The 20669-nt window shown below is 65.9% G+C and carries 17 protein-coding genes and 1 tRNA gene; 5 read left to right on the forward strand and 13 right to left on the reverse strand.

Going from position 1 to position 20669, the window contains the following annotated elements; genetic code table 11:
- Positions 1–46: 46 nt before the first annotated feature.
- From accD to HNP71_RS12170, 3 genes are read left to right on the forward strand one after another with little or no spacing between them, the layout of a single operon-like run.
- Positions 47–910: an acetyl-CoA carboxylase, carboxyltransferase subunit beta gene (accD, locus tag HNP71_RS12160; RefSeq protein ID WP_183267203.1), complete on the forward strand. Its 864-nt coding sequence runs from the start codon at positions 47–49 to the stop codon at positions 908–910.
- Complete coding sequence (locus tag HNP71_RS12165) at positions 907–2190, forward strand: Mur ligase family protein (protein ID WP_183267204.1); 1284 nt, start codon at positions 907–909, stop codon at positions 2188–2190. Before accD ends, HNP71_RS12165 begins: the two co-directional genes overlap by 4 nt.
- A 53-nt stretch (positions 2191–2243) precedes the next feature.
- On the forward strand, positions 2244–3176 hold the full coding sequence (locus HNP71_RS12170; protein ID WP_183267205.1) for a purple acid phosphatase family protein: 933 nt from the start codon (positions 2244–2246) through the stop codon (positions 3174–3176).
- Between the two features lie 199 nt (positions 3177–3375).
- Here HNP71_RS12170 and pgmG read toward each other — a convergent pair whose 3' ends face one another.
- From pgmG to HNP71_RS12235, 13 genes are all read right to left on the reverse strand, one after another.
- Complete coding sequence (gene pgmG / locus HNP71_RS12175; RefSeq protein WP_183267206.1) at positions 3376–4779, reverse strand: phosphoglucomutase/phosphomannomutase PgmG; 1404 nt, start codon at positions 4777–4779, stop codon at positions 3376–3378.
- A 119-nt stretch (positions 4780–4898) separates the two neighbouring features.
- Positions 4899–5774, reverse strand: coding sequence for a UTP--glucose-1-phosphate uridylyltransferase GalU (galU, locus tag HNP71_RS12180; protein WP_183267207.1), 876 nt, complete (start codon positions 5772–5774; stop codon positions 4899–4901).
- A gap of 101 nt (positions 5775–5875) precedes the next feature.
- Positions 5876–6865, reverse strand: coding sequence for a protein-L-isoaspartate O-methyltransferase family protein (locus tag HNP71_RS12185; protein ID WP_221246875.1), 990 nt, complete (start codon positions 6863–6865; stop codon positions 5876–5878).
- Positions 6826–9264 carry a spermidine synthase family protein gene (locus tag HNP71_RS12190; RefSeq protein WP_183267208.1) on the reverse strand — a complete coding sequence of 813 codons (2439 nt, stop codon included), beginning with the start codon at positions 9262–9264 and terminating at the stop codon, positions 6826–6828. Before HNP71_RS12190 ends, HNP71_RS12185 begins: the two co-directional genes overlap by 40 nt.
- Positions 9261–10109 carry an alpha/beta fold hydrolase gene (locus tag HNP71_RS12195; protein WP_183267209.1) on the reverse strand — a complete coding sequence of 283 codons (849 nt, stop codon included), beginning with the start codon at positions 10107–10109 and terminating at the stop codon, positions 9261–9263. The genes HNP71_RS12190 and HNP71_RS12195 overlap by 4 nt, the downstream gene beginning before the upstream one ends.
- A gap of 53 nt (positions 10110–10162) precedes the next feature.
- Positions 10163–11119: an L-threonylcarbamoyladenylate synthase gene (locus HNP71_RS12200; RefSeq protein WP_183267210.1), complete on the reverse strand. Its 957-nt coding sequence runs from the start codon at positions 11117–11119 to the stop codon at positions 10163–10165.
- 11 nt (positions 11120–11130) lie between these two features.
- Positions 11131–11535: a 30S ribosome-binding factor RbfA gene (gene rbfA / locus HNP71_RS12205; RefSeq protein ID WP_246344206.1), complete on the reverse strand. Its 405-nt coding sequence runs from the start codon at positions 11533–11535 to the stop codon at positions 11131–11133.
- Positions 11510–14218 carry a translation initiation factor IF-2 gene (gene infB, locus HNP71_RS12210; protein ID WP_183267212.1) on the reverse strand — a complete coding sequence of 903 codons (2709 nt, stop codon included), beginning with the start codon at positions 14216–14218 and terminating at the stop codon, positions 11510–11512. The genes rbfA and infB overlap by 26 nt, the downstream gene beginning before the upstream one ends.
- Before the next feature lie 57 nt (positions 14219–14275).
- Positions 14276–14965, reverse strand: a complete 690-nt coding sequence (locus tag HNP71_RS12215) for an RNA-binding protein (RefSeq protein ID WP_246344207.1) — start codon at positions 14963–14965, stop codon at positions 14276–14278.
- On the reverse strand, positions 14949–16466 hold the full coding sequence (gene nusA, locus HNP71_RS12220; protein WP_183267213.1) for a transcription termination factor NusA: 1518 nt from the start codon (positions 16464–16466) through the stop codon (positions 14949–14951). The genes HNP71_RS12215 and nusA overlap by 17 nt, the downstream gene beginning before the upstream one ends.
- 9 nt (positions 16467–16475) lie before the next feature.
- Positions 16476–17000, reverse strand: coding sequence for a ribosome maturation factor RimP (gene rimP / locus HNP71_RS12225; protein ID WP_183267214.1), 525 nt, complete (start codon positions 16998–17000; stop codon positions 16476–16478).
- Positions 17001–17167: 167 nt separating this feature from the next.
- Entirely contained in the window at positions 17168–18598 is a 1431-nt protein-coding gene (glnA, locus tag HNP71_RS12230) for a type I glutamate--ammonia ligase (RefSeq protein WP_183267215.1), read from the reverse strand.
- Positions 18599–18720: 122 nt separating this feature from the next.
- Positions 18721–19059, reverse strand: coding sequence for a P-II family nitrogen regulator (locus HNP71_RS12235; protein WP_183267216.1), 339 nt, complete (start codon positions 19057–19059; stop codon positions 18721–18723).
- A gap of 267 nt (positions 19060–19326) precedes the next feature.
- On the opposite strand from HNP71_RS12235, the gene HNP71_RS12240 reads away from it, so the two are divergent.
- Positions 19327–20508 carry an aminotransferase gene (locus HNP71_RS12240; protein ID WP_183267217.1) on the forward strand — a complete coding sequence of 394 codons (1182 nt, stop codon included), beginning with the start codon at positions 19327–19329 and terminating at the stop codon, positions 20506–20508.
- A gap of 27 nt (positions 20509–20535) precedes the next feature.
- Positions 20536–20611: transfer RNA gene (locus tag HNP71_RS12245), tRNA-His, on the forward strand.
- The last annotated feature ends 58 nt before the right edge of the window (positions 20612–20669 follow it).

The following is a 20669-nucleotide window of genomic DNA, read 5'->3' on the forward strand; positions in this document are numbered from 1 at the left end:
GCCATTACCTTCCCTTTTGCGCGCAAAACAGCTAATCCATTGCCCCATGAGCTGGCTTACCGAATTCGTCCGCCCCAAAATCCGCACTTTGCTTGGCCGCAAGGAGGTGCCAGATAATCTCTGGCACCAATGCCCGTCCTGCCAGCAGATGATCTTCCACCGCGAATTGGAGGCGGCGAAAAAAGTCTGCCCGCATTGCGGCCACCATATGCGCGCCACCGCGCAGGAGCGTCTGGCCTGGACCTTCGATGACGGCCAGTTCACCCGCATCGACCTGCCCAAAGCCGTGCCGGACCCGCTGAAATTCCGCGACCAGAAGCGCTATACCGACCGCCTCAAGGAAGCCCGCGACAAGACCAAGCAGGATGACGCCATCCTGGTGGCGCATGGCACCGTTGGTGGCAACAAGGCCGTGGTCGCCGCCATGTCGTTCGAGTTCATGGGCGGCTCGATGGGCTCCGCCGTGGGCGAGGGCCTCGTCGCCGCCGCGCGCCTCGCTGTGCTCCAGCACGCGCCGATGATCGTCTACACCGCCTCGGGCGGCGCGCGCATGCAGGAGGGTGCCATCAGCCTGATGCAGATGCCCCGCTCCACCATCGCCTCGATGATGGTGAAGGAAGCCGGGCTCCCCTACATCGTGGTGCTCACCGACCCGACCACCGGCGGCGTCACCGCCTCCTTCGCCATGCTGGGTGATATCCAGATCGCCGAGCCGAACACGCTGATCGGCTTCGCCGGGGCGCGCGTGATCGAGCAGACCGTGCGCGAGAAGCTGCCCCCTGGCTTCCAGCGCGCCGAATACCTGCATGAGCATGGCATCATCGACATGGTGGTGAAGCGCGGTGACCTCACCGCCACGCTGGCCCGGCTGATCGAGTTCACCACCGCCAATCAGCGCCCCGCGGCGTGACCAACGAGCTAGCGCGCGAGCCGGGCGCATCGGCCTCCCGTGTGCGCGTCAGCGCCGCACTGGAGCGCCTGCACAGCCTCTATCCCAAGCTGATCGACCTCAAGCTCGAACGGCTTGAGCGGCTGCTGGGTGATCTCGGCCATCCAGAGCGCCAGCTTCCCCTGGTCCTCCATGTGGCGGGCACCAACGGCAAGGGCTCGGTCTGCGCCCTTGCCCGCGCCGTGGCCGAGGCCGCGGGCCTACGCGTGCATGTGTTCACCTCGCCGCATCTGGTGCGCTTCAACGAGCGTATCCGCCTCGCAGGCAAGCTGGTGACGGATGAACAACTGGCCGAGGCGCTGGACGCCATCGAGGCCGTGAACGGCCCGCAGCAGATCACTGTGTTCGAGGCCATCACCGCCGCCGCCTTCTGGCTCTTCGCGCGCACGCCGGCTGATCTCTGCATCGTCGAGGTCGGGCTGGGCGGCAGGCTGGACGCCACCAACGTCCTCCCCCCCGCCGCCTGCGCCATCACCTCCATCTCGCTCGACCACCAGGATTTCCTGGGCGGCACGCTGGAGGCCATCGCCGCCGAAAAGGCCGGGATCATCAAGCCCGGCATCCCGGTTGTTACCGGCTTCCACCCGCCCGAGGTGCTGGCGCGCATCGCCGCCATCGCCGCCGAAAAAGGCGCGCCGCTGCTGCGCTGGGGTCATGAATGGAACACCGAACCCACCGCCACCGGCATGGTGTTCGACGGCATCGCCCTGCCCTCGCCCGCTTTGGCTGGCGCGCATCAGGTGGAAAACGCCGGCATCGCGCTGGCTGCCCTGCGCGCGGCTGGTTTCACCATCTCGCCGGAGGCCATGGCCAAGGGGCTGCAGGCCGCCGAATGGCCCGCCCGGATGCAGCGCCTGCGCGGCGCGCTGGCCAAGGCCCTGCCCGAAGGCTCCGAGCTATGGCTGGACGGCGCGCACAACCCCGGCGGGGCGGAAGTTCTGGCCGCCCAGCTCGCCTCCTGGAATGGCCCAACGACGCTGATCCTGGGCATGAAGCAGTCCAAGGACGTCTCCGAGGTTCTGCGCATCCTCACCCCCCGCGCCGCCGCCGTGTACGCCGTGGCCGAACCGGAGCAGCATCTGGCCTTGCCTGTGGACGCCATCATCGAGGCCTCGGGCGGCATCGCCAAACCAGGGCCGGATATTCGTGGCGCGCTGGCGCAGATCACCGCCCCCACCCGCGCGCTGATCTGCGGCAGCCTGTATCTGGCTGGTGAGGTTCTGAAGCTCGACGAGGCGTAAATATCGCCAAATTGTCGCGGACAAGCGGGGCGCGGTTTTGCTATCCCTCCCGCATGATGCTCACACGCCGCGAATTCGTCTCTTCCGCCGCCATCCTGGGTGCCGGAGCAGCGCTCTGCCCGTCCGCCAGCGCCGCCGAGACTGGCCTGCCCTTCATCCTGGTTGGCGATTGGGGCCGCGAGGGCAAGGACGGCCAAACCGCCGTGGCCCAGCAGATGAGCCGCACCGCCACCGCCATCGGTAGCCGCTATACCGTCTCGGTCGGCGATAATTTCTATGAGAACGGCGTCGCCTCTGTGGACGATCCGCAATGGCAAAGCTCCTTCGAGCAGATCTACACCGCCGAGTCGCTGCAAACACCGTGGAAGGTGGTCCTCGGCAACCACGATTACCGTGGCAATGTGCAAGCCCAGCTCGACTATTCCGCCCGCAGCCATCGCTGGCAGCTCCCCGCGCGTTATTACGCCGAAACTCTCGCTTTGCCCGACGGCGCCAAGGCAGCCTTCTACTACCTCGACACCTCGCCCTTCATCAAAAAATACTACGGCTCCAAGGTACGGGTGGAAGGCCAGGACACCCAGGCCCAACTCGACTGGCTGGACGCCAAGCTCACCGCCTCCACCGCCGAGTGGAATATCGTTATCGGCCACCACCCGGTCTTCACCGCACTCGAAAACGCCGATGGCGAGGAGCACGACCAGCCAGACCTCGTCGCCCGGCTCAATCCGATCCTGCTCAAGCACAACGTGCCGGTCTATATCTGCGGGCACGACCACACGCTGCAAGCCGTGAAGCAGGATGGCATCACCTATGTCATCACCGGCGCGGGCTCGCAAACCTACACGCCCAAACCCGCCATACGCGGCGGCTTCGCCTCCGGGGCGCACGGCTTCATGGCCGCCAAGCTCTCCGGCTCACGCTTCGACTACAGCCTCATCGACTCCACCGGCACCGCCCTGTTCTCGCAATCCATCCTACGGGCCTAAGGGGCTAGGGACGTAGGACCTCACCTCGGGGGACGCCGTCCCCCCTGCCAGGAACCGAGTTCCTGGACCTCAATATTCGGCAAATAAAAAGGGCTCCCTTGTGGAGCCCTTTTTATTTGCCGGGTGGGTTCCAAGGGCCTCTCGGCCCTTGGCGGGGGTTCGGGGGCAGCGCCCCCGAGGCAACGTCTACGCCCGCCCCTCAATGCCCCGCGTTGGTGGCGGAGAAATCGGGAGTGAGGCCGGAAGCGGCGAGCTGGGCGGCCAGCGCGGCCTTGAGGCGTTCCAGACCGGCCTCGGAGGTGCTTTCCGCGCGGGCGACCAGCACCGCCTGGGTGTTGGAGGCGCGCAGCAGCCACCAGCCATCTGCGGTGTTCACGCGCACGCCATCGGTGTCGGAGACCTTCTCGCCCGCGTCCTTCAGGCGCGCGGCGACCTCGGCCACCACGGCGAATTTGCGGTCCTCGTCGCAGTCGAAGCGCAGCTCCGGGGTGTTCAGCACGGCGGGCAGGCTGGCGCGGAACTCGCCCACGGTGCCCGGGGTGCGGGAGATCACGCCCAGCACGCGCACGGCGGCGTAGAGCGCGTCGTCGAACCCGTACCATTTGTCGTTATAGAAGATATGGCCCGACATCTCGCCCGCGAGCGGCGAGCCCAGCTCCGCCATCTTGGACTTGATGAGCGAATGCCCGGTCTTCCACATCAGCGGCTGGCCACCGGCCTTGGCCACTTCGTCGAACAGCACCTGGCTCGCCTTCACATCGGCGATGATCGTCGCCCCCGGATGCTGGCGCAGCACGTCGCGCGCCATCAGGATCAGGAACTGGTCGCCGAACAGGATGTGCCCCTCATTGTCCACCAGGCCGATGCGGTCGGCGTCGCCGTCGAACGCGATGCCGACATCCGCCCCTTCCGCCGCCACGGCGGCGATCAGCTGCTCCAGATTCTTCGGCACGGTCGGGTCCGGGTGATGCGCGGGGAAGGTACCATCGATCTTCGCGTTCAGTACCTTGTGCTCGCCGGGCAGCTGCTCCAGCAACTTCACCAGCACGTCGCCCGCGGCGCCGTTGCCGTTATCCCACACCACCTTCAGCTTGCGCTCGCCGTCCCAGTCCTGGACCATGCGGGCGACATAGGCGTCCGAGATATCCTTCTGCACCACGCCGCCCTGGCTGGCGGGCACCACCTGCCCCGCGGCGGCGCGGGCGCCGAGATCCTGGATCTGCTTGCCGAAGAACGGCTTGTTCTTCAGCATCATCTTGAAGCCGTTATAGTTGGGCGGGTTGTGGCTGCCGGTCACCATCACCGCGCCATCGGCGGGCTCGGTGAAGGATGCGTAATACAGCATCGGCGTCGGCCCCTGGCCGACATCGACCACATCCATGCCGCTCTCGGTCAGCCCCTTGATCAGCGCCGCCGCCAGAGCGGGCGAGGACAAGCGGCCATCGCGCCCCACGGCGACCTTGCGCCCGCCCGCCTCGGCGACCATCGAGCCGAACACGCGGCCAATGGCGAAGGCATCGGCCTCGGTCAGCGTCTCGCCGACAATGCCGCGGATATCATATTCGCGCAGCGAGCTGGCGTGGAATTTGTGGGAAAAGGTCATACTTGCCTCATGCGGTGCTGATCTAAAATCCAGCAGGGTTGTGGCTTGAATTTGCGGCTAATTTTGGGCCGCGCGGAGATAAAAAAGGCCCGCCGGTTTGGGCGGGCCTGCGGGCAGCCTTAGCTGTTGACGTAATTCTTGAGGAACTCGCGCACGGCGGGGCCGAGATCCGGGCGGGAGAGCGAGAAGGCGATCTGCGCCTCCAGGAAGCCGATCTTGTCGCCGCAATCGAAGCGCTTGCCCTCGAATTTCAGGCCATGGAACGGCGTGTGGCCGATCATCTTGGCCATAGCGTCGGTCAGCTGCACTTCGTTGCCGGCACCGGCCTCCATGCGGGAGAGATAGCCGATCACCTCCGGCAGCAGCACGTAGCGGCCGATGATGGAGAGATTGGAGGGCGCGTCCTCCGGCTTGGGCTTCTCGACCAACCCGGTGACCTCCACGCGGTCGCCTTCGGTTTCGCCCACCTTGAGGATGCCGTAACGGCTGGTGTGCTCGCGCGGCACCTCGGAGACGGCCACGACATTACCGCCGGTCTCGTTATACACCTTCACCAGCTGCTCGGTGCAGGGCGTCTGGCTCAGCACCAGATCATCCGGCAGCAGAATGGCGAACGGGTCGTCACCAATGAAGGTGCGGGCGCACCAGATGGCATGGCCCAAGCCCAGGGGCACCTGCTGGCGCACGGTGGTGATGGCGCCCGGCGGCATCGCCTCCTCGCGCAGCAGCTCCAGCGCCTCGCGCTTGTTGCGCTCGGCCAGGGTGGCTTCCAGCTCGAAGGCGATGTCGAAATGGTCGATCAGCGCCGTCTTGCCGCGGCCGGTGACCATGCAGAATTGGTCGATACCAGCGGCGCGCGCTTCGTCCACCGCGTACTGGATCAGCGGCTTGTCGACGACCGGCAGCATTTCCTTGGGCATCGCCTTGGTGGCGGGCAGGAAGCGCGTGCCGAGACCAGCAACAGGAAGCACAGCCTTACGCAACGGTTTTACCAAGAGTTCCTCCTTATTCGGTGGTCTCGTCGTTCAGTGCCACGCCCCAGCGGAGCGGGCAAGCTGAATGACACCCGAGCAATACGTTTCCAACAGAGAACGACTCAGGCCGGGTTGGCCTGGGCCTGATCGGCGGGCACCTTCATCATGGTTCCGGTCATCGGGATGAAGAAGCAACCCATATCGCGGCGGGAATGGATCTTCCCTGCGGCATCTTTATGGTAAACATAGAAAACCTGCCCCTGCTTGAAGGGCTGGCCGATGGGGATGATCATGCGCCCGCCCGGCTTGAGCTGCTGGAACAAAGCGGGCGGCGCGTACTGGGCCGCGCAGGTGACGATGATGACATCGAACCCGCCCTGCACCTCGGGCCAGCCGTAATAGCCGTCGCCCACCTTGGTGGTGACGTTGTCGTAACCCAGCGGCGCGAAAATCTTCTTCACCGCATTGCCCAGCGGCTCGATGATCTCGATGGAATAGGCATGGTCCACGATGCGCGAGAGCAGCGAGGACTGGAAGCCGGAGCCGGTGCCGATCTCGAGCGAGACGTCGCCCGGCTTCGGGGCGATCACCTGCGTCATGTAGGCCTGACCCAGATAATCCGAGAGGGCCGAACCATAGCCTAGCGCCCAGGGTTTGGGCGGCTGGTCGTACGCGTCGCCGCAGGTGGAGCGATGCTCCTGGTAGTTGTAGTGGTAATATTCGCGCGGCAGGGCCTCGAAGGCCGCCAGCACCAGCGGGTCGGGCTTGCCCAGGCGCTCGGTAAGGTACTGGGCGATCAGCTTCATCGCGGCGGGCTTGCGGGCCTGGATGGCGTTGAACTGGTCGTCCGCCAGCGTGACCGGACGGCCCGAGGCGGCCATCGCGGCCTCGAAGGCAGCCCTATCCCACGGCTTGCCGTTCGGGGTGGCCGGAGTGGGCAGCAGCGGGACGGCGGCCTGGGCCGGAGCCGGGCTGGCCGCGGGGGCTTCCGGGGCGATGGCGGGGGCGGGCGGAACGGCGCTGTTATCGGCGGCGAAAGCCGGGGCGGCGGCGCAGGCGGCAAGGCCCGCGATCAATCCGCGGCGGCTGAGCGTTTCAGAAATGGAGTCCAAGCAATCTGTCCTTCAAGCGCGGGAAAGCTGAGCGCGGCGATAGTGTACAGAAGAACGGCACCGCCTAAAACCGCATGCAAGCCTATAGTGCGGAGCAGCAAATTGGCAAAGGGGGTCGCAACGACCGAGAACGCCCCGTTCAGCCCCCAGGCCCAGGGCAGGAAGAACTCGCCCCTGAGTTGCCGCAAGCCCAGCGGGAATGGCAGCCCCATGGCGAAGCTGACCGGGGCGAGGCACAGCACGATCAGCCCCACGCGCAGCACCAGCGGCAGCCCGCCAGCGGCCAGGGCAGCGGTGCCGGAGAGCCAGAGCATCGCCACGCCCCAAAGCGCCACAGCCACCCAGGCGAGCCGCATGGCGGCGGTTGCATTGGCGATGCGCCCGGAGACAAAGCTGCCCAGGCCGGAGAACACCAGCATCGCCCCCAGCACCAGGGAGAAGCCCATGGCCCGGTCATCCAGCACCAAAGAGGCGCGCTCAATGGCGAACAGCTCTAGGAACAGGAAGCCCAGCGCCAGGACGGAGAAATACACGGCTGGGCGCAGCACCTCATGCCCCTGCCGCGCGCGCCGGGGGGCGGCCAACGGCACCAGCAGCACCAGTGCCGCGATGATCACCGCCTGGGCCAGCACGGCAAGGTTCACCAGCGCGCCAATCTCGGCCTGGGGCAGGATCTGCAACCGGGCCAGCAACAGCTTGAGCTGGCTGAGACGCAGAATGGCGTAGAAGGCCGGGCGGTCATCGGTGACGGGGCGCAGGTCGAAGGCGCTGGAGGAAGGCGTCACCTGCCCTGCCAGAACGCCGGGGGCCTCGTCGGCCAGCGAGTCGTCATCGCCCTGGGTATCCATGGTGCCGTCGGTAAAGGAGACGGCCGGGAGGTCGTTATACAAATTGGAGCGGGCCGCCACGGCGTCGAAGCCCTGGTAGTAGGAGATGTCGAAGGAGCGGTCGTTGCACCATTTCGCGGCGGCGGCGATGTCGGCGGCGGTGAACGGTGCCGGGCTGGCCAGTAGCCGCGCGTTCCAGGCCGAGCGGTAGAGGATGAGATGCGCCCCAGGATCCGCCACGCCGCGCAGGATCAAGGCCTCGCGCATGGTGGCCATCATGCGCAGCGCATAGGCCGGAAAATCCTGGATCGAGACCGGCACCGAGAGGACACCATTATAGGAGAGCGCCGCGAGATCGGCGGCGAAGGCCTGGGCCGAGACAGCATAGACATTGGCCGGAGCTTCGTCGAGGAAATCAGCGGAGATGTCGATGACATCATACCCCGCTCCCGGCGTGACCACGGCACGCGGATTGTCATTGAAAATTCTCAAATCCGGCGCGGATGGCACGGGCGGAGAACCGTCCAAGCCCTCGCGCAGGGCTTGGTAGAGCACCGGGTCCGGCTCCAGCGCGGTGAGCGGGCCAGCGCCCAGCGCCCGCGTCTCGGCGATTCGCATCCCGCCCGAGGCGCCGATCAGCAGCGTGTCGGGGTGCGGGCGCAGCGTGTAGGGCAGAGCGTCCAGCGCGCCAAGGGCGTAGCCCGTCTGCGCCCCCACGCCCGGCATGGGCAGCGAGGCGATACGGATACCGTCGCGGTACAGGCCATAAGAGCGCGGCGGACTGGGATAGCCCATCATGCCGGAATTATTGGAGATGTCGGTGTTCACCCGCTCGGTGAAATCGTCGAGCAGCATGTACTCGCCGCGCGGGCTATGCACGGTGGCCAGCACCTTTGCCCCGGGCGTGTGCAGCGGCGGGTAGATGGGCTTGTACTGGCTGATGGCCGCCTGCGGCCCGAGGCCCAGCAACGCCTCGCCCGCCAGCAAGGCGACCAATGCCGCCGCTCCTGCCCGCTTGCGCAGCCGCCCCGCCCCCAGCGCTGCCAATGCCAGCAGCGGCAGCAGGTAGGGGATGAGCGCGAAGGGCGAGACCAGATACATCAGCCCCAGCACCAGCACCGAGCCCAGCCCCGCGCCTAACAGATCCGCCGCATAGACCGCGCCCACCCGCGTGGCGTTGGTGGCGAAGCAGAGCGAGACATACAACCCGGTGAGGAAGAAGAAGGGCAGCAGCGCCACGTAATACAGCGCGATCAGCCCGAGCTGCGGCGCGTAGGTATCCGGGTTTTGCAGCGCCAGCGGGTTGAACGGATTAACGATGACGCCCGCATAACCCAGCGCCGCGCTCAGGCAGAGCAGCGCCGGGAGCGTGGCGAACAGCCCCGCCGCATGGCGCTGCAACCGCCCCTGCCCTAGCGCCAGCACCACGCCCGAGAGCGCGAACCCGACCATGACGATGGAGATGACCCAGTAGCCATAGTCCGACCAATTGGCCACGGCGAAGTAGCGCGTCAGCGCCGTCTCCATGCCGACGGCGGCGGCGGAGACAAGAAACAGCGGCCAGAATCTCATAAGCGGGCTTTGGTCTCCAGGAATTGCCGCATCAACGCGTCGAAGCGGCTGGCGTCATCGACGAACAGCGCATGGCCCGCATTCGGGAAAATCGCAATAGAGGTGTTGGGCCGGTCGATGAGCAGGTTCTGCGCCTGGCCCTGAAGGCGCGGGCGCACGGCGTAGAGCAGCGGCACATCTGTGGAAAGGATGGCGTCCTTCCAGTAGCTGCGCGGCACGGGATAGCGCAGCAGCTCCTCGGCCTGGGCCGGAGGCACGCGCAGGCAGGATACGGTAAGCCGGTTGAGATACGATTCCGCCGGGCAGGTGCGGAACATGCCCTCGACAAAAGCGCGCATCTTGGCCTCGCGGCTCCTTGGCACCGGCATGGGAGGCTGGCGCGAGCCGGGCTGCGGCACCGGGGCTGGGGTCTCGCCCACGGAATTGTCGATGAGTACCAAGCCAGCCAGCTTGTCGCTGCCGCCCTGGTGGATCCAGGCCAGCGTATCCAGCACGCCCAGCGACCAGCCGATGACCACCACCTTCCCCGGCAACCGGTCCACCAACTCGCCCAGATCCTCACCGCGCCGGTCCTGGTTATAGCCGGTGGCTGTGACCTCCGAGCTACCCTGGCCACGCGGGTCGAACAGCACGACATGATACGACTGGCTGAACGCCTTCAGCTGCGGGCTAAAAATCCAGCCTGGCATGGTCCAGCCCGGCACAAAAACGAGAAACGGCGCCCCGGCGGGGCCGGCTTCCGTGTAGTGCAGGCGTGCGCCGTCCGAGGTGGTGAAGTAGTAATCCGCCGCCCGCGCCGGGGTGGCCAGCAAAAGGCCAAGCAGGGCTGAGAGCCAGAACCGCATGCGCCATTTGCCCCTGTGCGGGGCAATGCTGTCAAATGAATTCCGGGACTGGTTTAGCGAGGTGCGGCGGCGCGGTTCAGCCGGTCGTTAATGGCCAGCCCCAGCCCGGTGGCCGGGATCGGCTGCACCGCGATGCATCGCAGCCCCAACGCCTGGGCACGGTCATCCAACTCATGCAGCCCCTCGAACAACCGGGCGGCGGCCTCGCGCAGATCGCCGCTGGCGGAGAGCTGGAAACACAGCTTGGCACCGGCCAGAGGCGGGCCGAAAGCGAGCAGCGCCTCGTCGGCACCGATTTCCGTGGCATTGAGCCGCACTTGCAGTCCGGGAGCGTAATGCGAGGCCAGCATACCCGGCGAGGCCGGGGCCGACGCCTCACCCATGGCCCGGGCGATGGGGCCGATCTCGGCTTCCAGCGCCTCCAGTGTCACCCCGCCCGGGCGCAGCAGCACCGGCGTTTCGCCCGAGAGATCCAGCACCGTGGATTCCACCCCCACCGGGCACGCCCCCGAATCGAGCACGGCGGCAATCCGCCCGCCGAGTTCCGCCAGCACATGCTGGGCCGTGGTGGGGGAGATGCGCCCGGAGCGATTGGCCGAAGGGCCAACAACCGGCCCGCCGAAAGCTTCCAGAAGTGTTAGCGCCACCGGCTGCGCGGGCACGCGCACAGCGAGCGTGGCCAGCCCCGCCCCCGCAAGCTGCGAGACAGGACAGCCCTCCTGCCGTGGCAGTACAAGCGTGAGCGGCCCAGGCCAGAATTTGGCCGCGAGCTTCTCCGCCAGGGCATTGGCTTTCACGTAGCGGAAGGCCGTAGCCGCTGAGGCAAAATGGCAGATCAGGGGGTTGAAGCTCGGCCGCCCCTTGGCGGCATAAACCGCCGCCACAGCATTGCCGTTACGGGCATCGGCACCGAGTCCGTACACAGTCTCAGTGCCAAAAGCGACGAGTTCCCCCGCGCGCAGCAGCTCCACCGCCCGGCCGATCTCGTCAGGGGTCAGGCGCTCGGTCATGCGCGGGAGGTCTAGTCTTTGGACTCACCGAGATCGCGCGCCACTTCCGGCTTGTGCAGGATCTCGTTGATCCGCGTCGCTTCCTCCATCGCCTCATCGGCGACGAATTTCAGCTCCGGGGTCACCCGCAGCCCCAGACGCGGCGCGATCTGCGCGCGCAGGAACGGCGATACGCGCTTGAGCGCGGGCAGCAGCGGGGCGATGTCCTTGTGCCCAAGCACGGTGGCGAACACCAGGGCGTGCTTCAGATCCGGGGACATCCGCACTTCCGACACGGTGATGTGCTCGCGTGCCAGCACAGGGTCGTGAAACTCGGTGCGCAGCATCACATCGGAGAGGATATGACGGATTTCCTCACCCACCCGCAGCTGGCGCTGCGAGGGGCCGGAATTAGGCTGGGATGATCTCGGTTTCATAGCACTCGACCACATCGCCCTCACGCAGATCCTGGAAGCCGGCGAAGGACAGGCCACACTCGTAACCGCGCGCCACTTCCTTCACATCATCCTTGAAACGCTTGAGCTGGGACAGCTCGCCCTGGTGGATGACCACGTTGTCGCGCAGCAGGCGGACACCGCAACCGCGCTTGACCACGCCCTCGGTGACGTAACAACCTGCGACCTTGCCGGTCTTGGTGATGTTGAACACCTGGCGGATTTCCGCATAGCCCAGGAACTTCTCGCGCACGATTGGCGCCAGCTTGCCCTTGACCAGCTTCTCGATGTCATCCGCGACCTCGTAGATGATCGAGTAATAGCGGATATCCACGCCCTCGCGCTGCGCCAGTTCCCGCGCTTGGCTGTTGGCGCGCACGTTGAAGGCGACGATGATCGCGTCCGACGCCTTGGCCAGCTGCACGTCGCTCTCGGTGATCTGGCCGACGCCCGAGTAGACGACGCGCACGCGCACCTCCTCGTTGCCGACCCGCGTCACCACCACGCCAATCGCCTCGGCAGAGCCCTGCACATCGGCCTTGACCACAAGGGCCACTTCCTTCTGCGCACCGGCCTGAATCCGGGCCAGCATCTCTTCCATGGTGCCGCGGCCGGCGGTCTGCGCGGCCACCTGGCGCTCGCGCAGCTTCTGCTGGCGGTACTCGGTGATCTCGCGAGCGCGCTGCTCGTTCTCCACGACCACGAAGGGCTCGCCCGCCGTGGGCGCACCGGAGAGGCCGAGAATTTCCACAGGCAGCGAAGGCGGAGCCTCCTTCACGGGCTGGCCCTTGTCGTTGAGCATGGCACGCACGCGGCCCCACTGGGCGCCTGCCACCACGATCTCACCCTGATGCAGCGTACCCTTCTGCACGAGCACGGTAGCCACCGGGCCACGGCCACGGTCGAGGCGGGATTCGATGATCGCGCCCTCGGCCGAGCGGTCCGGGTTCGCCTTCAGCTCCAGCACTTCCGCCTGCAGCAGGATCGCCTCTTCCAGCTTGTCCAGGCCGATCTTCTTCAGTGCCGAGACTTCCACATCGATGGTCTCACCGCCCATGTCTTCCACCACGATCTCGTACTGGAGCAGCTCGTTGCGGACGCGGGTGGGATCGGCGCCGGGGCGGTCGATCTTGTTGATCGCCACGATGATCGGCACGTTCGCCGCCTTGGCGTGTTTGATCGCCTCGATCGTCTGCGGCATCACACCGTCATCCGCCGCGACCACTAGCACAACGATATCCGTCGAGGCGGCGCCACGGGCGCGCATGGCGGTGAAGGCCTCGTGGCCCGGCGTGTCGAGGAAGGTGATCTGCTGGCCGGAAGGCAGCGTAACCTGATAGGCGCCGATGTGCTGAGTGATGCCACCGGCCTCACCCGCCGCCACGTCGGTGTGGCGCAGCGCGTCCAGCAGGCTGGTCTTGCCGTGGTCGACATGGCCCATGATGGTGACAACCGGCGGGCGCGGCTGCAGCTCGGTTTCCGTGTCTTCCTCGCCCTCCAGGCCGATTTCCACGTCCGAATCCGAAACGCGGCGCACCTTGTGGCCGAACTCCGTAACCACTAGCTCGGCGGTATCGGCGTCGATGGTCTGCGTGATGGTCACCATCACGCCCATCTTCATCAGGGCGCGCACCACATCGCGCCCCTGGGCGGCCATACGGTTGGCCAGCTCCTGCACGGTAATGGTCTCGGGCAGCACGACCTCGCGCACCACTTTCACGCCATCGGAGCGCAGCAGCTCCAGCTCGGCTTGGCGGCGCTCACGCTCGCGCTGGCGGCGCACGGAAGCGAGCGAACGGGTCTTCTCGTCCGTACCCTCGATGGCGGCCTGCACGTCGATGCGCCCGCTGCGGCGGTTGCCATCGCCCAGCTTCTTGGGCGGGGCCACGGGGGTGCCGCGCCGGGGCGCCGGAGTGGCGGGGCGGCGAACGCCGGAGCGCGCTGCTTCTTCCTCTTCCTCGGCACCGGCCGGACGGCCGCCTGGCTTGAGCTGCAACGTCTCCCGCGCAGCCGGAGAGACCGGGCGCGCAACCGGCGCGCCGGGGCGCGGCGGCACGGGCTTGACCGCAGCCGGCGCGGCGGGAGCCGCCTTCGGCGCGGGGACACCGGCCGCAGCAGCGGCCTGCGCCTTGGCCTCTTCCTCAGCCTTCAGGCGGGCTTCTTCCGCAGCCCTCACCAAGGCCTCTTCAGCGGCCTTGGCTTCTTCCTCTGCCTTACGGCGGGCTTCCTCGGCGGCGGAGAGGATGGAAATCTTTTCCTGTTCGCGGCGCTCGGCCTCGCGCTGCGCGGCAAGGCGCTGCTGCTCGGCCAGCACGCGCTGGCGAGTCGCCTGCTCGGAAGCTGTCAGGGCTCGGCCACCGGGGCCGGAGGCCTGACGCGGGCGCGGCGCCTGGGGCGCCGGGGCTTGGCCGGCGGGGCGCTCGGCGGCGGGTTTCAGCGCGACCGTGGCCGGTGCCGCTGGAGTGGGCGCCGCCGCGGCGGCGCCAGCCGGAGCCGGGCCCGGGCCACGCTTCTTGCGCACTTCCACCTGCACCACCTTGGAGCGGCCATGCGAGAAACTCTGGCGTACGGAGCCGGCATCGACAGTATGCCCCGCATCCCCACGCGCCGCTGGGCGCAGCGAGAGCCTGCCTTTGGTTTCATTCTGGTCGTTGCCGTCACTCATGCCTAATCCGGTCCAATCCACTCAGTCTTGGCCGGGGTCAACCGGCCTTGTTGGGCTCTACTGCCCGCTTGTTACTTCCACCGCAACACCTTGGAGGCGTCGGGCTTCGATTTCGATCATCCTGGCCAGCCGCCCGGGGGCGATAACCACATGCACCGTGTGCTCACGGCCAAATATCTTCCCCAGCGCGGCGGCACTCAGTACCACCGCCATGGGCACATCCCGCCCGCCGACAAACCTCGCCCGCTCTTCCGGGCTGCCATCCGCCGCCTGCACCACCAGCCCAGCCTTGCCGGCCTGCAGCCATTCCCGCGCCTTCTCGAAGCCGGATATGGCGACGCCACCGCGCCGGGCCAAGCCCAGCAAATCAGCCACGCGGCGAATGAGTGCCGCACGCACCTCTGCCAGGAGATCAGGGGGCAGAACAACCTGTCCCTTGGCGGCGCGGGCGAACACACCACGCCGGATCGCTTGGTGTAGCACATCGGCGCTGGCACTCAACCACAAGCCTCGTCCGGGCAGGGTTGCAGCGGCGTCGAACACCAAGCGCCGCTCCGGCCCCACGACGAAGCGCAAGGCCTCCTCGCGCGTGACTTCCTTGCGGGTGACAAGACAGCGGCGCAACGGACCGCGTTCCGGCTCGTCATCCAGCATGATATCGGGCGCGACGACCGTGGATCCGTCCGTCTGAACGGCGGATCGAAGGTCTGAATCGCGCCCGTTTTCAGGTTCAGCCTGCGTTGCCATTCTCCCCTTCGAACCAATGCGCGCGGGCGGCCATGATGATCTCGTTGGCCTGCTCTTCGGTCATCGTGTCCTTGCCGAGGATCTCCACCAGCTCGTCGCCGGCGAGGTCCGCTAGGTCGTCGAGCGTCTTCACGCCCTTTTCGCCCAAGGCGATCAGGTCCTTGGCGGAGAACACCTCGAAAGCGGCGATCTCGTCGGTCACACCGAGCGCGACGCGCTTCTCTTCCTGCTCAGCGGCTTGGCGCTCCAGGAAGGTGCTGGCGCGGCGCAGCAGCTCGGTGGCCACGTTCTCGTCGAAGCCTTCGATGGCGGCAACCTCCTCTTCCGGCGTGGCGGCGAGGTCCTCGATGGTGTCGAAACCCTCCTGCACCAGCAGGCCGGCGATCATGTCGTCCACGTCCAGCCCCTCGACGAACTGCCCGGTCTTACGGCGGAACTCCTCCTGGCGGCGCTCGGATTCCTCGGCCTCGGTCAGGATGTCGATATCCCAGCGGGTCAGCTGCGAGGCAAGGCGCACGTTCTGGCCGCGGCGGCCAATCGCCAGACTGAGCTGGTTATCCGGCACCACGACCTCAACCCGTCCAGCTTCCTCGTCCATCACCACCTTGGAGACTTCGGCAGGAGCCAACGCGTTCACCACGAAGGTGGCAACGTTGGGCGACCAGGGGATGATGTCGATCTTCTCACCCTGCAACTCAGCCACCACCGCCTGCACGCGCGAGCCGCGCATACCCACGCAGGCGCCGACCGGGTCGATCGAGCCATCGCGCGAGATCACCGCCATCTTGGCACGGGAGCCAGGGTCGCGGGCCACGGCCTTGATCTCGATAATGCCATCATAGATTTCAGGCACTTCCTGCGCGAACAGCTTGGCCAGGAAGCCGGGATGGGTGCGCGAGAGGAAGATCTGCGGGCCGCGCGGCTCTTCGCGCACATCGTAGATATAAGCCCGCACACGGTCGCCGTTCTTCAGGTTCTCGCGAGGAATGCACTCGTCGCGGCGCAGCAGCGCCTCGGCCCGGCCGAGATCGACCATCAGGTTGCCGTACTCGGTGCGCTTGACGACACCGTTGATAATCTCGCCAACGCGGTCCTTGAACTCGTTATACTGCTTGGCGCGCTCATACTCGCGCACGCGCTGCACGATCACCTGCTTGGCGGTCTGCGCGGCGATGCGGCCGAAATCGATCGGCGGCAGCGGGTCCACGATGAAGTCGCCGACCTCCTTCTCCGGCGCGAACTTCTTGGCGATGGCGACGGGGATCTGCGTCTCCTCGTTCTCCACGGTGTCCACGACCTCGGTCCAGCGGGAGAGGCGGACATCGCCAGTCTTGCGGTCGATGACGGCGCGGATGTCCTTCTCATGCCCGTATTTGGCGCGGCCGGCTTTCTGGATCGCCTGCTCCATCGCCTCGAGCACTTCATCGCGATCGATCTGCTTCTCGCGGGCCACGGCATCGGCAACGAGCAGCAGTTCCGGGCGGTTGACTGAGGTATCCATGAGTATCCTCTAGTTGGTCACATTAGGTTGGGTGGTGAAGGCGATCAGCGCGTCCGTCAGCACGAGCTTGGCCTTGCGGATATCGGCACGCTTGAGTTCGACGATCTCATCCTTCTCCAGGCGCAGGCGCACGGTTTCGGCATCGGCGTCCACCAGCTTGCCGGTGAAGCGCTTGCGGTTGCCGGGACCGGGGAAGTTCAGCTCGATGCGCGCGTCGAACCCGGCATAGCGGTTGAAATCCTTGACGCGGGTCAGGGGCCGGTCGATCCCGGCGGAGGAGACCTCCAGCGTCCAGGCGGAGTCGATCGGGTCTTCCACGTCCAGCACGGCGGAGAGCAGATGGCTCACCGCCTCGCAATCCTCCAGCGTGAAGGACGCACCGTCGGCCCGGTCGGCCATGATCTGCACGGTCGGGGTTTCGGTGCCCATCACCTGCACACGCACCAACTCGTAACCCTGGGCCTCCAGCGGCTCCATGATGATCTCGGCGATTCGGCCCTCGAGGCCGGTATGGGTCGGACGGTTTTCGGACAAGCGGCAAAAATCCAATAAAAAAGGCGGCCTGTTTAGGGCCACCCTGCGGGAATGCGGGTATTTGTTGGCCGTTATGTACGCCTGCCCGCCGCAAACGGCAAGGCATTTTTTTCCCGCTCCCAAAACAAAAACGGCGCCCGAAGGCGCCGTTTCCGCAAAATCCGTTATTAGGCGGAGTAGTACATCTCGAACTCGACCGGGTGCGGCGTGTGCTCGAAACGGTACACTTCCTTCCACTTGATTTCCATGTAGGACTCGATCTGCTCCTTGGTGAACACATCGCCCTGCAGCAGGAACTCGTGGTCGGCTTCCAGCGCCTGAAGCGCCTCGCGCAGCGAGCCGCAAACGGTCGGGATGCCCTTCAGCTCTTCCGGCGGCAGCTCGTACAGATCCTTGTCCATCGGGTCGCCCGGGTGGATCTTGTTCTTGATGCCGTCGAGGCCGGCCATCATCAGCGCGGCGAAGGAGAGGTACGGGTTGCAGGTCGGGTCGGGGAACCGGACTTCAACGCGCTTGGCCTTCGGGCTGGTGGTGTACGGAATACGGCAGGAGGCCGAACGGTTGCGGGCGGAGTAGGCCAGCAGCACCGGGGCTTCGAAGCCAGGGATCAGGCGCTTGTAGGAGTTGGTGGACGGGTTCGAGAAGGCGTTGATGGCCTTCGCGTGCTTGATCACGCCACCAATGAAGTACAGGCACATCTCGGACAGATCCGCATAGCCGTTACCGGCGAACAGCGGCTTGCCGTTCTTCCAGATGGAGGCGTGGGTGTGCATGCCCGAGCCGTTATCGCCATAGATCGGCTTCGGCATGAAGGTCGCGGTCTTGCCGTAAGAGTGGGCGACGTTGTGGACGCAGTACTTATAGATCTGCATCTGGTCGGCCATCTTGGTCAGCGTGTTGAACTTGGTGCCAAGCTCATGCTGGGACTGCGCCACCTCGTGGTGATGCTTCTCGATCGGCAGGCCCATCTCGCCCATGGCGGAGAGCATCTCGGCGCGCAGGTCGGCATCGCCATCCACGGGGGGAACCGGGAAGTAGCCGCCCTTGACGCCCGGGCGGTGGCCCATGTTGCCTTCCGGGTAGTCCTTCAGCGAGGAGCCGGGGCCCTCGATGGAGTCCAGCTGGTAGGTGCCAAAATTGCCGCCGGTGCCGAACTTCACGGAGTCGAAGATGAAGAACTCAGCTTCGGCGCCGATGAAGGCGGTGTCGCCGATGCCGGTGGACTTCAGGTAAGCCTCGGCCTTCTTGGCGGTGGAGCGCGGGTCGCGGGCATAGCCCTGGCCGGTGGCGGGCTCGACGATGTCGCAGAACAGGATCAGGCTCGGCTTGGCCGAGAACGGGTCCATCACGGCGGAGTCCAGGTCCGGCTGCAGGATCATGTCGGACTCGTTGATCGCCTTCCAGCCGGCGATGGAGGAGCCGTCGAACATGAAGCCGTCCTTCAGGGTGTCCTCGTCGATGGTGCTCACGTGCTGCGCCGTGTGCTGCCACTTGCCCTTCGGATCGGTGAAGCGCAGATCGACGTATTCGACCCCGTTCTCCTTGATAAGATTGAGAACCTTCGCGACGGCGTCGTCGCCTTCGGCCTTCTTAGCCATGTTTAACCCTCGTTATATGTAAATGTTACCCGTGAACCTCGCAGGGGAACACCATGCGCCCCCAACCTGATTACGCGCAGCGCCGGCATGTTAGCACGCGCGCCGTCGCGGGCAATGGCGGCTTAGACCGCCGCCTCACCCTTCTCACCAGTACGGATGCGGATCACTTCCTCGACCGTGGAGATGAAGATCTTACCGTCGCCGATGCGCCCGGTGCGCGCCGCGTTCATGATCGCCTCAACCGCGCGCTCGACCACGCCATCCTCGCAGATGACCTCGATCTTCACCTTCGGCAGAAAATCCACCACGTATTCAGCGCCGCGATAGAGCTCGGTATGCCCCTTCTGGCGGCCAAAGCCCTTGGCCTCGACCACGGTAATACCCTGAAGCCCGACTTCGTGCAGCGCTTCCTTCACCTCGTCGAGCTTGAACGGCTTGATGATCGCTTCGATCTTCTTCATCTGGTCCACGCCGGGCCGCAAGGCCCGCGTCCTCCTCTGTGTTTCCTGCGACAGCGCGAATGCGCGCCAGCCAATGGGCTGACAAGTGCCTTATAGCACGGTTCATGCCAATACCGATTACGGCCCGAAACCGTGGGCGAAGCTATTTAAGGAAAGATAAAACCGCCGTCCTGCCCCCTGAGGCGGCGATTTTTGCCTAAATTTTACGCTAACTTGCCGCCTTATAGTTGAGCAGGTTAATCTACCCTTCAGTAAGGAATTGCAGCCGTGAAACCCGCCAACACCCTCCTGGCCCAGACGGGCACCACCATCTTCACCGTGATGTCGGCCCTGGCCGCGCAGCATGGCGCGATCAATCTTGGCCAGGGCTTCCCCGACACGGAAGGCCCGGCCGACGTGGTGCGCGCCGCCGCCGATGCGCTGCTGGACAACCGCAACCAGTACCCGCCCCTCACCGGCATGCCGGAGTTGCGCCAAGCGGTGGCGGCGGCGAATGAACGCTTCTACGGGCTGAAGATCGACGCCAATACAGGGGTGTGCGTTACATCCGGCGCCACGGAGGCGATCACCGCCTGCCTGATGGCGTTGCTCAATCCCGGCGACGAGGCGGTGTTGATCGAGCCGCTCTACGACACCTATCTGCCGGTGGTGAAGCTGCTTGGCGCCACCGCCCGGCTGGTGCGGCTGGAGCCACCGCGCTGGGAGCTGCCACGCGAGAAACTGACCGCCGCCTTCGGCCCCAACACCAAGCTGCTGCTGCTGAACTCGCCCATGAACCCGACCGGCAAGGTCTTCACCCCCGAGGAGCTGGACTTCATCGCCAGCCTGCTGCGCGAACACGACGCCTATGCCGTGTGCGACGAGGTGTACGAGCATCTGGTGTTCAAGGGGGCCAGGCACATCCCACTGATGACCCTGCCGGGCATGGCGGAGCGGTGCGTGCGAATCGGCAGCGCCGGCAAGACCTTCTCCCTTACCGGCTGGAAGGTTGGCTACGTCTCCGGCCCAGCCGAGCTGATCTCGCTGGTGGCCAAGGCGCACCAGAACCTCACCTTCACCACCGCCCCCAACCTGCAACGCGCCGTGGCCTACGGGCTGGGCAAGGAGGACGCCTATTTCGCCAGCCTGGCGGACGAGCTCCAGGCCAAGCGCGACCTGCTGGAGACCGGACTGAAGCGCCTGGGCTTCGCCACCCTGCCCGCCGATGGCAGCTACTTCATCACCGCCGATTTCTCGGCCCTGGGCTATAACGGCGACGACGTGGCCTTCTGCCGCACCATTACCGAGGAAGCCGGGGTGACGGCGATTCCCGTCTCCGCCTTTTATGTGGACAACCCGCCCCGGCACTACGCGCGCTTCGCCTTCTGCAAGAAAAACGAGGTCCTGGAGGCGGCATTGCAACGTTTAGAGCGCTGGATGGCATCAAGGCCATTGACTGCATCGGCCTGACCGCGTTAGGACGCCCCACCCTGGATGGCGGACGTAGCTCAGTTGGTAGAGCGCCGGTTTGTGGTACCGGTTGTCGCGGGTTCGATCCCCGTCGTTCGCCCCAGGGTCTCATCTGAGAGCCAGCCCGCCCTTCCCGGCGGTTTTTTTGTTTTTATGCCCAA

It is taken from the genome of Acidocella aromatica (assembly GCF_014201825.1).
In the GTDB taxonomy this organism is placed as follows: domain Bacteria; phylum Pseudomonadota; class Alphaproteobacteria; order Acetobacterales; family Acetobacteraceae; genus Acidocella; species Acidocella aromatica.

Coding starts and splice junctions, on each gene's coding strand:
- HNP71_RS12200 (WP_183267210.1), bottom strand. CDS start 11,119: ATGACCGAGCGCCTGACCCCTGACGAGATCGGCCGGGCGGTGGAGCTG.
- infB (WP_183267212.1), bottom strand. CDS start 14,218: ATGAGTGACGGCAACGACCAGAATGAAACCAAAGGCAGGCTCTCGCTG.
- HNP71_RS12235 (WP_183267216.1), bottom strand. CDS start 19,059: ATGAAGAAGATCGAAGCGATCATCAAGCCGTTCAAGCTCGACGAGGTG.
- accD (WP_183267203.1), top strand. CDS start 47: ATGAGCTGGCTTACCGAATTCGTCCGCCCCAAAATCCGCACTTTGCTT.
- HNP71_RS12195 (WP_183267209.1), bottom strand. CDS start 10,109: ATGCGGTTCTGGCTCTCAGCCCTGCTTGGCCTTTTGCTGGCCACCCCG.
- HNP71_RS12215 (WP_246344207.1), bottom strand. CDS start 14,965: ATGGCAACGCAGGCTGAACCTGAAAACGGGCGCGATTCAGACCTTCGA.
- HNP71_RS12190 (WP_183267208.1), bottom strand. CDS start 9,264: ATGAGATTCTGGCCGCTGTTTCTTGTCTCCGCCGCCGCCGTCGGCATG.
- pgmG (WP_183267206.1), bottom strand. CDS start 4,779: ATGACCTTTTCCCACAAATTCCACGCCAGCTCGCTGCGCGAATATGAT.
- glnA (WP_183267215.1), bottom strand. CDS start 18,598: ATGGCTAAGAAGGCCGAAGGCGACGACGCCGTCGCGAAGGTTCTCAAT.
- rbfA (WP_246344206.1), bottom strand. CDS start 11,535: ATGAAACCGAGATCATCCCAGCCTAATTCCGGCCCCTCGCAGCGCCAG.
- HNP71_RS12170 (WP_183267205.1), top strand. CDS start 2,244: ATGATGCTCACACGCCGCGAATTCGTCTCTTCCGCCGCCATCCTGGGT.
- nusA (WP_183267213.1), bottom strand. CDS start 16,466: ATGGATACCTCAGTCAACCGCCCGGAACTGCTGCTCGTTGCCGATGCC.